Genomic DNA, 14,249 nt, shown 5'->3' with positions numbered 1-14,249 from the left:
CCGGTTTTTGATGACTTGTCATAAAAAAATGAATTAAAGTATGCTTTATTGAACCTAATTTATATCGTTGGCATGACGTTGCCGCCGCTAACCGGGATATAAGCCCCCGTAATGAAGCTGGCCAAATCCGAGGCAAGGAATGCGACCGCATTTGCGATCTCCTGGTCGGTGCCGCGTCTCTTGAGCGGAACGTTCTTGATGTAATTGGCGCTTTCATCCAAGCCATTCGTGCGCTCGCGCTCGCTGATTGTCCAGCCTGGAGCGACTTGATTGACCGTAATTTGATGTTCGCCTACTTCCTTCGCGAGCACCCGGTATACGCCATCCATGCCCCTTTTTCCGGCTACATAAGCCGATTGCGTTGGGAAGTTCTGCATTGAACACTCTGTGTTGATGCCGATGAAACGCCCGGACTTCTTCTCGATCATGGACGGAATGAAAGCTTTAGCTAAATATACGCTTTGCATGACGCAGGATTCGAATTGGCTCGCATAGTCCTCGGCCGGCTGCTCAAGTACGGAAGTCCATTTGTACTGCACGACCGCATTCGCTACAACGATATCCACATGACCCAAGCTCGATTCGACGGATTGCTTAAGCGCGCCAATGGAGTCCTGCTTCGTTACGTCTGCTTTAATAGCAACCGCACGCCTTCCGAGCGCTTCAATCGTGCTTTTTAGTTCAGCTGCCTTGGCTTCGTTGCTATGGTAATGCAAGGCGATATCCGCCCCGCACTCTGCGAGTGAACGTGCGATGACGCGGCCTAGTTCGCCTGTCGCCCCTGTGATCAAGGCTACTTTTCCAGATAGATCAATCCTCATGTTTCGCTCTCCTTGTCCATTAACTTGTTCATACGATAATATAATTCTTTGTTATCGAACAAATGCCTTCTTCTTTTTTATAAAAGACCATTCATGTTGCCGTCCCGGTCCGTATGTCCTTTGGATTGAAATAAAAGATTTTATTCGGCCGTATCCTTTAACTGTAGATGCAGGCCTTTCTCCTCCGTCCATTCAGCGTAATAGACGGCTTTTATGCGATTGATGCCATGCTCCTCCAGTTGAGTTAACAGCCATTCTTCGCTTCGGCCAATCTCCTTAAGCTCGCCGCTCTGCAGCTTGCCCTGCTCGATAAGAATGCGCGGAAGTGCTGCCTTAGGCTCCTCCACCTGAAGCTCTGCCCGAGTCGGAGATTCATGACTTGGCTTTTTCATTACGCTGAGACTTCCGTTGGGCTCGAATACCGCAAATGCTACTTCGCGAACGGAAAAGACGCCCTGCTCTCTTAGCAGCATGCCAACCTGATGCATATCCAGCCGATTCCGTTTCATTGCCTTCACGTCGATTTCGCCGTCGCGAATAATGATATCCGGTCTGCCGTTAAGAGGTATCGATAGGGCGGGTATAAGCTGAACTGCCTTCTCCAAGGCCAGCGATAACGCCATCCATAACGCGAGGGCATAGATGAGCATCGAAAAATGCGCATCGCGGTCATAGACCGTATTCCCCACAAGCTCGCTCAACATAAGCGATGAAACGAAATCGAACGGAGTAAGCTGCGATATTTCCTTCTTGCCGAGCAGCTTGGTCATGAACCACAGACCAAAGAAACCCGTGACGAGCTTCACCGATATCATTGCGTAATCCATAGAAAATCACACTCGCATTCTATTAAACGTGAATTTTTAGGATATATACCCTGCTCATGATAGAGTGAAGCACGTTTCAGGAAAATTAAAAAGCCGCGTTATACGCGGCATCAGATATGCAATCAAGGAGCAGCTATGATTTTATGATCTTTCATCGCGTAACTTCCATCGGGGCTATCATTTTTTAATAAGAGTTGAACACGTTCGCCGTCCGTCTTGCACAGCTCTACCGCTATTTCAAAATATTGAGCTCCGTGAATGGCGTCAACCGGGAGCGCGCGGCTTCTGTTCTTTTTAAGCGTAAAATGTTCATTGATCGAAATAATCCTCTCGCAATTAAACTGAGGATATTTTTCGTTGTAAATCATCTGCAGCGAGCTCTTGATCACGGGGTTTAATTCCTGCAGCATCGCTTTCTCAAGGACATCCGTACGTGGATTCGGATCAGCATTTGCATAAGCCCTTGAATAAACAATCAGGAAACAAACTAAAGGGATAACCACAATACGACGAAAATTCATCTTATTTCTCTCCTAGTCGTCAATTATTCAAGTAAAGTATTTCTTAACGTCTGGAAAAGAATGCAGAAAAACCCCCACCGTATGGTGAGGGCCTCCCTGTTGTAAATTCAATTATTTTGAAAAAGTTTCGGCACCGCGCATAATAGCGGCTACTCAAATTAATTAACGGGATTAACGAAGGTGGTCAGTGGCCTTTCTTGCGGATTTGCTTATCGTGATGCTCTCCCCATTCCTTGGCTTTGGCGGTAGCGATGGAAATCGCGCGGCCTTCGGAATAGCCATCCTTCAACAGCTCGTTAGCGATATCAATCGCCTTGTTGCGGATCGGAGCCATGAAGTTTTTGAGAGAATCCGGATAGTCGTCTTTGTTCCAGGGCATGTCCATTCCTCCTTGAACGTTGTTACTCCCTTTTAGACATTCAAGATGGGTTTGAAACAAGGATTTGAGCGGCTGATTCTCTCTTTTGCTGCGGTTGTATGGATGCCTTAAAGATCAGTAACCGCTCCTTTTGAAGCAGAGGACACCAGTCTGGCATACTTCACTAATACGCCTGAGCTTACTTTAAGCGGAGGCTGCACCCATGCTTTCGCTCGTGCGGACAATTCCTCTTCCGTCACTTGGAACATGATCTGCTGGGTTTCGCTGTCAATCGTGACGATATCCCCGTTCCTAAGCAGCGCAATTGGCCCGCCTACTTGCGCTTCCGGCGATACATGGCCAACTACGAACCCGTGTGAACCGCCGGAGAACCGACCATCCGTCAGCAGAGCAACCTCCCCTCCAAGGCCTTTGCCTACAATCAATGCGGTAACCGACAGCATTTCCGGCATGCCCGGCCCGCCTTTAGGTCCGCAATAGCGAATCACCAGCACGTCGCCTTTATGGATTTCATTTTTCAAAATAGCCTCGGTTGCTTCATCCTCGCTATCATACACCTTGGCCGGTCCAACAAACCGCAGCTTCTTCATGCCGGACATCTTGGCAACGGCGCCTTCCGGGGCTAGGTTTCCTTTAAGCACGACTAGAGGTCCATTTGGCTTCAGCGGATTGTCCAATGGACGAATAACGTCCTGGTCCTGTTGCAGCGGAGCAATGTCGTTTAAATTTTCCGCCAAGGTCTTACCGGTAACGGTTAAGCAATCCCCGTGAAGAAGGCCTTCGGCAAGCAATAACTTCATAACGCCCGGAACCCCGCCGATATCGTTTAAATCCTGCATCGCGTATCTGCCGCTTGGCTTCAGGTCTGCCAGATGAGGTACGCGAAGCCGGATCTGCTCAAAATCATCCAAGGTTAAATCAACGCCTACCGAGTGCGCAATGGCGAGCAAATGCAGGAAGGCATTGGTGGAACCACCCAAAGCCATAACAACCGTAATCGCATTCTCGAACGCTTTTCTTGTCATAATATCCTTAGGGTAAATTTCCTGTTCCAGCAGCGAAATAACCTGTTTCCCGGCTGCAGCGCATTCCGCAGCTTTGTCAGGCGATATAGCAGGCGTGGAAGATGAACCTGGGAGACACATGCCCATTGCTTCCGCCGCTGCAGCCATCGTATTAGCGGTATACATCCCGCCGCAAGAGCCCGGGCCCGGACATACGCTGCATTCGACCTTGTGAAGCTGCTCATCCGTCATTCTTCCGTCATGATATTGACCAACCGCTTCAAAAGCCGTAACGATATCAACTTGCTTCCCGTCCAGATTACCGGGTTGAATGGTCCCTCCATACACGTAAACGGCCGGGAGATTCATTCGACCGATTGCCATAAGACAAGCCGGAGTGTTTTTATCGCAGCCGCCGATCGCTACGATTCCGTCAAACCGCTCTGCTCCGGTTACAATTTCAATGGAATCCGCAATTGCTTCCCTGCTTGGCAGGGAAAACAACATGCCGCCATGACCCATGGATATACCGTCTGATACGGTGATGGTATTAAAAATCAAGGGAGCGCCGCCATGGTTGCGTACTCCTTGCTTAGCTTGGGCGGCTAAGTCGTTGATATGCATATTGCAAGGGGTAACTTCACTCCATGTACTGGCTACGCCAATCATTGGCTTCTTGAAATCCTCATCCGTAAAACCTACAGCGCGCAGCATCGCCCTGTTTGGTACCCGATTAACTCCCTCGCTAATTACCTTGCTGCGAATTCGAAGATCTTTTCCATTTGCCATGTTTCTCGCTCCTATCTCTTAAAGTAATTCATATAATTCCTGCATCGGGCGAATGAAGTTTTGCTTCATCACGTTATGAGCAAGCTCACTGTCCTTTTTCTCAAAGGCCGAAATAATTCGTGCATGCTCATCGACTGACGTTTGCGCAGCAGTAATCGGCTGTTTTAAGAACACATATTTAAAGCGCCGGATATGAATCTGAAGGGATGCGCTGAAGGTAGCGATATAAGGATTGTCCGACAGCTCCACGATTAAATTATGGAACTGTTCATCCGCCTCCATCGCTTGATAAGCTTGACCGCTCTTAATGGAATCAGCAAATTCCAGATTGATTGCTCTTAACTGCTCAATTTGATCGGGAACAATAATTTTCGCCGTAATGTCGGCTGCTAAAGCCTGGAGAACGGCCATCGTAGAATACATTTTAAAAATGTCGTCCTTCTCGATTTCCGTTACTTTCGTTTCTTTTCCCGGATGCGTGGATACAAGCCCTTGTACTTCGAGCAGCTGAAAGGCTTCACGTATCGGCGTGCGGCTGACGCCAAGCGATTCCGCCAATTCGGCGTCGATCAGTTTTTCTCCTGGCTGCAAAGTACCGTCGATAATCCATCGTTGGATTTGGGAAAAAGCTCTTTCTTTTGCGGACATTCGCGCAGGCGAGACGAAATTTTTAGGTACGGGCATGGCTTTAATCATCCTTACTCTTTATTATCGATTATCAATCTTATATGCAATATATCGCATACCTATATTTAATGCAAGCAACATATCCCATTTTTATCAGAATAAAAAAAGACGCCCCCTGCTGGGTTCGTCTTCCTACTCGGATTTGTTTGTCTCTTGCCTACTCCATTCCCGCGGCAAAAGCCTGGCATATTGGGGTTGCGCGTAACGGTCGTCAATCAGCATGAGCATTCCCCGGTCGCTTTCCGAACGGATCAGCCGCCCGCCGGCCTGCAGCACTTTGTTCATGCCGGGAAAGACGTATGCATATTCGAAGCCGTTTTTCCCTTGCCGGTCGAAATAGTCTTTAATAATGTTCCTTTCCAGCCCGACCTGAGGCAATCCTACTCCAACGACGGCCACGCCGGTAAGACGGTCCCCCACCAAATCGATCCCCTCCGAGAAAATGCCGCCCATAACGGCGAAGCCGACAAGCGTCTTTTTATTGTCCGGTGCAAAGGCGGCCAGATAGGCATCCCGCTCCTCCTCGGACATAGAAGGCTTTTGGACAATCGTCGTATAGGTTGTCGTCTCTTCGGAGGACGGCGACAGTTCCATTAAACGTTCATACACTCCGTTCATGTAGGCATATGACGGAAAAAACACAAAATTATTGCCCCGTCGCCGTTCGGCCATCGAATGCAGCAAACCCGCGACCCGGTCCATTGTCCGTACGCGATCCTGATAACGGGTCGACAGCTTTTCGATCCGGACATCAAGCTGCTCGGACGAGAATGGCGAGGGAATGGCGACCGAGTAATCCGTTTCAGCATCTCCGCCAAGCATGTCCATAAAATAATGAAGCGGAGACAGCGTAGCGGAAAACAGTATCTGTGCTTTGTAGCCTTTGGCAAATTGCCGAAGCAGATACGATGGATCGAGGCAGAACAGCTTGATGCGAACGTCATTCCTTTCCTTCTCGGCGTAGGTGACGTATCGCTCGTCATAAAGCTTGGCTATGCGCAAGAAATGCTGGCAACCGAAATAGACGTCCAGCAATAACGGATCTTGATCCCCTTGAGCCAATTGCTCTTCCGCCGCTTGGACAAGCGATTCCAATTGTTCAATCAATTGCTCAGGCAGGTAACGCTCCATGTTTGTGCCGGTTGCTTCTTTGCCGCTTTCCTCAATGGATTTGCGCAAAGCAATAAAATATTGGTTAACTGCTTTCGCCGATTGGTACACGAGCGGACGAATCGTTTTGCTTGCGCGCTGAAGCTCGAGGAAATCGGCTTTTTTAAGCTCCGCCGAATACATTTCCCGTGCCCGGTCGACAAGGTTATGCGCTTCGTCTACCAATAATGCCGTCTTCCGCTTCTGCTCCTCAAACAGTCTCTTCAGGTTTACGCGAGGATCAAAAATATAGTTATAATCGCAAATGACCGCATCCGCCGCATAAGCGGCATCAAGCGAAAACTCGAACGGGCAGACATGGTGCTTGTAAGCATACCGTTCAATGACTTCGCGCGTCATGGACGTCTCGCTGCCCAGCATGTCCAGGATGGCTCCATTTACGCGGTCGTAATACCCTTTTGCGAATTCGCAGTACTCGGGAGAACAGCGAACTTCGTCTTTCAGGCATACCTTTTCCTTTGCCGTCAACGTAACCGCATGCAGATGCAGACCGCCATCGCCGAGCATCTTAAGCGCGTCTTCGGCAGCCGTGCGCGTTGTCGTTCGGGCTGTTAAATAAAAGAGCCGCTCCAGCCGTTCCTCCCCAATCGCTTTCACAGCCGGAAAAAGTGTCGACATCGTCTTGCCTATTCCGGTTGGCGCCTTCGCAAACAGCTTGCGCCCATCCACGATCGTCTGGTACACGGAAGCTGCCAGCTTGCGCTGGCCAGCCCGATACGAGGAGAACGGGAAAGCCAGTTTCTTGATGCTGGCATCCCGTTTTGCGGCTTGAAGAATTTTCATAGCGGCATACGGATAATAGCTGCTAACCGTATCGAGCAAAAACTGCTCGAGTTCCGTTACTGTCATCGTCCGCACGAAGCGGCGGCATTCCCCGGTGTCTATATGCATGTAGGTGAGCTGAACGTTAATCGAAGCTAATTCCCGCTCCTTTGCTACCATATAGGCATAACAATACGCCTGCGCCCAATGTACGAAGTGCGTCTCTTCCATAAGGGCGGGGAGTCTGCCGGAGGTGGATTTGATCTCGTCGACCGTTAACCCGCCATCGGTCTGAAGAAGGCCGTCGCAACGGCCGTCAATGACAAACAGCAGATCCCGGAAAGCCATTTCTGCCGATACGTATACCTCTTTGGCATCCTGCTCGCCATATTGCCGCTGTATTTGCTGATGCGCCTTCGTTCCTTCCGTAAGCGCAACGGCCGATCGGAAAGCTGTATCGATATCCCCGCTCCTATAAGCGTATTCCACGAGCGCACGCACGGATAATTGCACAGTATTTGTCATAACGTTCTCCTCGCTCCTCGCTCTTCGCCGTTCAAGATTCCTTATTGAATCGACTATACCAAACGGATGTTCGGGAGTAAATAGAGCGATGCTGTTTCAATGATCGTTTTCCTGTTTATTTACTAACCAGAGTTCAATATTAATCTCGAGAGGAATGAATGTAGCATGACTACCAAAACAACCAAAACCGTCCAACAACACTTGAACCGCCAAATCGCCAACTGGAGCGTTCTCTATACGAAGCTTCACAACTATCACTGGTACGTCAAAGGCTCGCAGTTCTTTACGCTGCACGTTAAGTTCCAGGAGCTCTATGAAGAAGCGGCACTGCATGTCGACGAAATCGCGGAACGCTTACTCGCGGTAAAAGGCCAGCCGATCGCCACAATGAGCGACCACCTGAAGGAGTCCACCCTTAAGGAGGCCAGCGGCAAGGAGACAGCCGAACAAATGGTTGACCAGCTTATTAAAGATTTCTCGTTAGTGATAGATGAACTTAAGGAAGGAATGGGAGAAGCCGAGGAAGCCGGCGACGAAACAACGGCGGACATGCTGCTTGCCATCCATACCAAGCTCGAAAAACATGTTTGGATGCTTAGCGCGTTTAACGGTAAATAAGAAGTTTGCCCATTTAACAACAACAGCCCGCTTCTAATGAAGCGGGCTGTTTACATTTAACGCAATTGCAGCCATCCGGGAATAACCCTCACGTAATCCATCGTATCTTCCCATTCGATGAAGCGCTCCTCGCGCAATTTCTCAAGCGCCTTTCGGATCTGCCCCGTTTCCCTTTGAGCGAATCGCGCTAATTCCGGAATAACGATACGCGTATTCTGATGGCCATTTCGATTAAATAGAATCCTGAGCAATTTCCGCTCCGTATCGTTCAACAGGTTAAGCCCCTTCTTTCTTTCGCGCGATTTCAACATCTACGATTCCTTCGAGATTGAAAATACGAATGGCTTGAGCCTGAAAACAATACGCCTTCAGCCGACCGGCTTTAACCGATATAACGCGAACATCGCGTATGCTTACCTCGCGCTTTCGATCAATATAAATGAGCTGTACCACTTTGCCGATAAACCTCTCCATTCGAATTCACCCCGCCAGGAACATTTGTTCTTATTTATTATATACCAAACATACGTTCCCGATGCAAGATACCAAACGTAAAATGGAATAATTTAAGCGCCTGGCTAGCCCGCAACAAAAAACAGCAGCCGATTTGGCTGCTGTTCCCGTTATTTTTTCCGTCTCGAGGCTTATAGTTCTTTTTCGCTTAAAAATTCGTTTTGCACTTCTTCGCCATTCGGATTGCTATTTTTAATCTGGCTTAGACGTCCATTGCGGTTCTCTCCGCCGTGAACGCTATTTTGCCGCTGATCATTATTGTCGGTATGATCATGCTGGTTATGGTTGTAGTTACTGTTATCGGACATTTCCGGGCTCATCCTTTCTGCAAAAGCTAAATCTAGATTGTGTATTTCCGGTCAGATTTATGCAGTTCAATCGTTAGGACAAGATTTCGATATACCCTTCCGTTCCGTGCACCCGGATCCGCTGCCCGTCTTTAATCAAAGTCGTGGCATTCTCTACGGCAACTACCGCGGGTATCCCGTATTCGCGGGCAATAACCGCGCCATGCGTCATTAGTCCGCCTACTTCAGTGACCAAACCTTTGATGGATACAAACAAAGGGGTCCAGCTCGGGTCCGTAAAAGAGGTAACTAATATATCCCCTTCCTCCAAATTTGCTTCCCCCATGTCCAGAATGACGCGTGCCCGGCCCTCGATAACGCCGGAGGAAACCGCTAAACCCGCTATAGCCTCGGCGGGCAGATTTTCGCGTCTGTACTCGCCTGCAATGATTTCGCCGTCAGATGTAATGACGCGTGGCGGTGTTAGCTTTTCGTACCGCTTATAATCGTCTTTTCGTTTAATGATGAGCTGCTCATCCAACTGGTTCGAGCGTATAACCTCTTTAAGCTCTTCAAAAGCGAGATAGAACACATCTTCTTTTTCTTGTATGACGTTCTTGTGCACGAGTTGTTCGGCTTCCTTCAGAATGGCCTGCTTATAAACAAAATAACGGCTGACCATCCCGTATTTCGGATACTCCCGGTAACCGGCATAATTCCGGATCAGATCAATTCTTTTCTTAGTTTCGCTTGCTTTTTCCTCGCCATCGGGCAATTGCCTTAACCTTGCTAATATCTCTTGTTCCTTATCCAGAGCTTCCTGGCGTCTTTGCTCGAATTTAAGGGTGCTGGCATTGGGCTCGAAGTTTTTAATGTTTGTAAGTATAACGGGAATAAGCGCAGCCGGATTTTCGCTCCAGCGGGTTCTGGTCAAATCGATCTCTCCGGGACAACGCATGCCGTATTTCTCGAGATAATGATGAATCGCAGTTAGGGCTTGCTGTCCTCCCTCCACCGTGATTAGTCCCTCCAAATCATCTTTACCATTCTGCAAATATTCAATGACTTGCGGATATGGACGAATGACATCCGCGACATCCATAAGCGCTAATCCCATCTCCGAGGTAACGTTATTCGGAACCGATTGGGATAACGTATCCGCTGCGTTTTTCTCGCCTAACCATTCGTAAAGCTTCTCGTTGATCCAGGTTAAAGCATTCATGGAAGCCATAATCATTTGAATGCTTTGCGGGTTAAATAATACCCTTCCTCAGCTGCTGGATATCCTCCACGATAAAATCAAATAGCTCCGTGCTCGATTTCGTTAGGATCGTTCGTTTTAATTCCTCGATCGATGCTTCGCTATTCTTAATTAAATCAGCAACCATATGAGGCTCAAGCTCCGGTTCTGCTTGTGCATTTGCAGGCGGAGAAGCTTTTGGGCTGCGGTCGGGATGAGGTTCGCAAGCTTCCGTGGATACGGGCTGGATATAATCTCCACGCTTGATTACGGTCGTTAAGGCGTCCTTGATCAGCGGTTCGGATTGTCCGATTGTATTTAAAAGCCGTTCCCTGCTTTCCGGAGAAGCAAGCATTTGGGTAACATCAACAAACAACCATCCGCCTGCCCTCCGCATGGGTGCGGGAGTCGTCATTAGGTAGAAGGATAGACCGAGCGGTTTGATAGGGTCGGTCATCATTTGCTGGTGGGCAACGGATACGTAAACATGATTTCCTGCATCATTCGATTCTGGAATCGGGAACAAGGTTGTGATCGGCCGGCTCTGAACGATATGGAAAGTATCCTCCGCCAGGCACCATTCGATATCTTGCGGACAGCCAAAATAGGCTTCAATTCGTCTTCCGATCCGTGCCAGTCGCAAAATCTGTTCTTCCGTCAGCACTTGATTGTTCTGCCGGTCAGGATCCATTGGCTGCGTTACGGTTCCGCCATTTTCTTGGCTATAGATCGCGAGCTTTTTGGCTGCTATCCTCTTGTCGACAATGATTTCATCCCGCACTTTATAGCAATCGGCCGATACCACGCCGGAGACCAGCGCTTCTCCGAGTCCAAAGCCGGCATCAATGGACAACACCTTGCGGTTAGCCGTGACGGGATCCGCGGTAAATAAAATGCCCGATGCGTAAGGGAAGACCATCTTTTGGATGATGACGGATAAATGAACTTGACCGTGGTCGAATCCGTTCTGCATCCGGTAGATGACCGCGCGGTCCGTGAACAAGGATGCCCAGCATTTGCTGATATGCCTGAGTATCTCTTCCTTGCCGACGATATTGAGATAGGTATCCTGTTGTCCGGCAAAAGAGGCATGCGGCAAGTCCTCCGCCGTTGCGCTGGAGCGTACGGCATAGGCAGACTGCTCGCCATACCGCGAAAGGTAATGAGCAACGGCTGCTACAACCTCCGCCGGAATCTCGAGTCGTCTGATAGTCTGACGGATTTCGCTGCTGATTGAGCCGATCTCCCCTCGGTTCTCGGGCTTCAGCGACGTTAACCGGTTCACCAGAGCATGAAACGTTTGACTTGATTCAATGGCTTTTCGATAGCCTTCGGTGGTCACGCAAAATCCCTCAGGCACGTGTATGCCATTCATTTTTATTAATTCGCCAAGATTGGATCCTTTTCCGCCAACAAGCGAAATCTGAGTTTGGTCGGCTTCCTTCAAATCAAGCACCAATGAATTCATTCCGCATCTCTCCCGATCGTAAATTTAATAAAAACATTTGACAAGATTTGAATCGGCATGCTACAATTAAATTGTAAGATAAGATAACTATGACTTTTACCTATAAGACAGTCGTAAACCGATTATAACATTGCGTTTACGGATGCGCAATATAAAGAACCCGGGCTTTTGCCCAGGTTCTTTTTTTGTATATATATATATTTATTTATATACGTTCATCACAACAGGTGTAAATTGTCAGCCAGCTGCCGGAGCGCGGAAGGATCTATCGGCGACAGGTTGGATTTGTTGTACCGGACAGCCGATCCAAAGTGAACCTCCCCTACTCCGGTCCGCATTATAAAGTCTGCAACGCCTTCCGTCGTAAGACCGCTTCCCGCCAAAATCGCAAGATGGCTTCGTGTGGCTGCTGAAACAAGATCGGCCATTTCCTTCACCGATTCTATCGCCGGTCTTGGCCCGGCAGAAGTTAAGACTCGCGTAATTTGCGGATACTTCATCAAGGTTCGAAGTCCTTCATGCTGATCGGCCAGCTCGTCAAACGCTCGGTGAAACGTTACTTGCAAACCGCCGGTAAGCGGCAGAAGCCTCTCAAGCGCCTGTTCGTCGATTTTCCCCTCAGGCGTTAAAGCGCCTAGCACAATGCCTGCCGCTCCGGCATTTACAATCGCTTTTATTTCCGAAGCCATCGTATCGATATCATGCTCCGCGTACACAAACGAACGGCTGTGTGGACGCACCATTACAAATACCGGAATCCGGACGGCTTGTACCACCCGCTCCACTAGACCGATTCCTGGCGTTAAGCCTCCTTCCGTAATCGCCGTTATTAGCTCAAGACGGTCCGCTCCGTTCGCTTCCGCCGTCAAGGCATCGTCCATGCACGTTGCTATAACTTCCAATCTCATACCTATACCTTCTCTCTCCGGATGCTTATTTACCAGCCCGATCTTTTGAATGATTATGAATCGGCAGTCTGATTTCGATTCGGGTACCTATGTCTACTTTGCTGTCATAAATGATACGGCCGTGATATTGCTTAATTATTTTGTGACTAATCATGAGTCCTAGTCCCGTTCCCTTCTCTTTCAAGCTGTAGAAGGGCTGTCCCAAACGGTGAAGATGTTCCTCCGGAATGCCGCAGCCTTGATCTTGAATGGAAATTAAACACTCACCTGCTTCGTCCAATTGCATGCCGATATGAATTTTCCCTCCGTTAGACATGGATTCGATCGCATTTTTTAAAACATTGAGGAACACCTGCTTTAATTGATGTTTGGCGCATGTAACCGGGAAATAATCTCCTTCGTATTCGCGAATGAATTCAATATTGCTTAACAGCGTCTGCGGCGTCAGAAATTCAAGCGTTTGCTCAATGACGTCCTTGACGTTCACGACGGTATACATCGCCGCCTGCGGCTTAGCCATCGACAGAAGCTCGCTTGTAATGATTTCGATGCGTTCCAGCTCGTCCCGGAGCAAATCCCCATATTTCATAGTAGGGTTCTCTATTTTATATAATTGGAGAAATCCTTTGAGCGTAGTCAGCGGATTGCGAATCTCGTGGGCAACACCGGCGGCCAATTCCCCGACAATCGAGAGTTTCTCGGATTGCAGCAGAAACTCCTCTGCCTTTTTGCGTTCGGAGATATCCCGGCTGATAATGACGATATGCTCGATCCGGCCATCCTTGCCCTCAACCGGCTTGCATAACGAATCAAATGGTATCAATCGGCCGTCCGTATGCCTGAACCAAATTTCCATCGACAGCGATTTTTTCTGATTTATTATTTTCATTATCATCTGGTTAAACATCTTTGCATCATCCGGACTTATGATCCGGTCCAGCTCCGCGCGGTTCAAGGACAGACTAGAATATCCAAGCACAAACGCGTGGGACGGCGAGAAATACCGTATCGAGTGATCAGGATCCATCACCACAATGAGGTCGGACGTATTCTCGGCAATTAACCGGTACTGGTATTCACTCTCGAGAAGCGACAGCTCCATTTCGTTGCGTTCGGCGATGGTGCGGCGCAGACGTTCATGGGATTCAATTAACAGCGCGCCTAACAATACGCCCAATATGACAAAACAGACGTACTGCAGATGAAAGAGCGGTTCGTTCACCAGGATCCGGAAGGTAAATACCACGCATGCGTACAGCAGGACATAGGCGCCCGAAAATGCAAGGCTTCTCTTAATAGGCGGCAGCTGCCGGCGGGAGAAGTAAATATGCAGAAGGGAAAAAGCCAGCATAATAAAAGCCCAGCCTTCAATGGCGGGCATCCAATTGCCGCTTGAAAGCAAACGGACGGACAACGCGAATAACCCGGTGATAATGCCCGGTATGGGGCCGAGATAGGCAAACATCAAAATAACGGGAGAATATCGAATGTCGTAGACATAGCCTTGCTGCTTAACCGCTAATAAAACGAGGATGACGGAAACAACTCCCGCATAAAGACCTCCCCAGAGCGGATGCTTCAGCGGCTTGAAATTTATAAATGAACGGAAAATGAATGGAACGCTAACCAGCAGCGAAAAGATCGATAGATTCACAATATAATCAATAAGAAACAAAAAGGATCACCTACGCCTCTTAGTCTTGCTAAACGCCATCCTTCTAACCAAATAA

General features: G+C 48.7%; 13 protein-coding genes and 1 pseudogene. 1 reads left to right on the top strand and 13 read right to left on the bottom strand.

Going from position 1 to position 14,249, the window contains the following annotated elements:
- Positions 1–59: 59 nt before the first annotated feature.
- The 7 genes from PGL01S_RS19810 to PGL01S_RS19780 form a co-directional block, all read right to left on the bottom strand.
- Positions 60–821 (bottom strand): SDR family NAD(P)-dependent oxidoreductase, encoded by a 762-nt coding sequence (locus PGL01S_RS19810; protein WP_127496309.1) that lies wholly within the window; start codon positions 819–821, stop codon positions 60–62.
- A 140-nt stretch (positions 822–961) separates the two neighbouring features.
- Positions 962–1,648 (bottom strand): YetF domain-containing protein, encoded by a 687-nt coding sequence (locus PGL01S_RS19805; protein WP_127496308.1) that lies wholly within the window; start codon positions 1,646–1,648, stop codon positions 962–964.
- 122 nt (positions 1,649–1,770) lie between these two features.
- On the bottom strand, positions 1,771–2,169 hold the full coding sequence (locus tag PGL01S_RS19800) for a hypothetical protein (protein ID WP_127496307.1): 399 nt from the start codon (positions 2,167–2,169) through the stop codon (positions 1,771–1,773).
- Positions 2,170–2,353: 184 nt separating this feature from the next.
- Positions 2,354–2,548, bottom strand: a complete 195-nt coding sequence (locus tag PGL01S_RS19795) for a DUF2188 domain-containing protein (protein WP_127496306.1) — start codon at positions 2,546–2,548, stop codon at positions 2,354–2,356.
- Between the two features lie 107 nt (positions 2,549–2,655).
- Positions 2,656–4,341, bottom strand: a complete 1,686-nt coding sequence (gene ilvD / locus PGL01S_RS19790; RefSeq protein WP_127496305.1) for a dihydroxy-acid dehydratase — start codon at positions 4,339–4,341, stop codon at positions 2,656–2,658.
- Positions 4,342–4,359: 18 nt separating this feature from the next.
- Positions 4,360–5,025, bottom strand: a complete 666-nt coding sequence (locus PGL01S_RS19785) for a GntR family transcriptional regulator (RefSeq protein ID WP_127496304.1) — start codon at positions 5,023–5,025, stop codon at positions 4,360–4,362.
- Between the two features lie 135 nt (positions 5,026–5,160).
- Positions 5,161–7,485, bottom strand: coding sequence for an ATP-dependent DNA helicase (locus PGL01S_RS19780; protein WP_127496303.1), 2,325 nt, complete (start codon positions 7,483–7,485; stop codon positions 5,161–5,163).
- 165 nt (positions 7,486–7,650) lie between these two features.
- Between PGL01S_RS19780 and PGL01S_RS19775 the strand changes: the two genes are divergently transcribed.
- Positions 7,651–8,103: a Dps family protein gene (locus PGL01S_RS19775; RefSeq protein WP_127496302.1), complete on the top strand. Its 453-nt coding sequence runs from the start codon at positions 7,651–7,653 to the stop codon at positions 8,101–8,103.
- Between the two features lie 56 nt (positions 8,104–8,159).
- Here the strand turns inward: PGL01S_RS19775 and PGL01S_RS19770 are convergent, their stop codons facing one another.
- From PGL01S_RS19770 to PGL01S_RS19750, 6 genes and pseudogenes are all read right to left on the bottom strand, one after another.
- A complete protein-coding gene (locus PGL01S_RS19770; RefSeq protein ID WP_127496301.1) occupies positions 8,160–8,414 on the bottom strand; it encodes a hypothetical protein in 255 nt (84 codons plus the stop codon).
- The gene (locus PGL01S_RS19765; protein WP_127496300.1) at positions 8,380–8,577 is read right to left on the bottom strand and encodes a WYL domain-containing protein; all 198 of its coding nucleotides are present in this window, start codon (positions 8,575–8,577) and stop codon (positions 8,380–8,382) included. Before PGL01S_RS19765 ends, PGL01S_RS19770 begins: the two co-directional genes overlap by 35 nt.
- A 170-nt stretch (positions 8,578–8,747) precedes the next feature.
- Positions 8,748–8,924: a hypothetical protein gene (locus PGL01S_RS30910; protein ID WP_164775524.1), complete on the bottom strand. Its 177-nt coding sequence runs from the start codon at positions 8,922–8,924 to the stop codon at positions 8,748–8,750.
- A gap of 73 nt (positions 8,925–8,997) precedes the next feature.
- A pseudogene (gene ppsA / locus PGL01S_RS19760) lies at positions 8,998–11,611 on the bottom strand (phosphoenolpyruvate synthase).
- A 218-nt stretch (positions 11,612–11,829) separates the two neighbouring features.
- Positions 11,830–12,519 carry a copper homeostasis protein CutC gene (locus PGL01S_RS19755; protein ID WP_127496299.1) on the bottom strand — a complete coding sequence of 230 codons (690 nt, stop codon included), beginning with the start codon at positions 12,517–12,519 and terminating at the stop codon, positions 11,830–11,832.
- Between the two features lie 25 nt (positions 12,520–12,544).
- Positions 12,545–14,194, bottom strand: coding sequence for an ATP-binding protein (locus PGL01S_RS19750; RefSeq protein ID WP_127496298.1), 1,650 nt, complete (start codon positions 14,192–14,194; stop codon positions 12,545–12,547).
- Positions 14,195–14,249: the final 55 nt, after the last annotated feature.

It is taken from the genome of Paenibacillus glycanilyticus NBRC 16618 (genome assembly GCF_004000805.1).
Lineage (GTDB): Bacteria > Bacillota > Bacilli > Paenibacillales > Paenibacillaceae > Pristimantibacillus > Pristimantibacillus glycanilyticus.
This window is presented reverse-complemented; position numbering and strand designations above follow the sequence as displayed.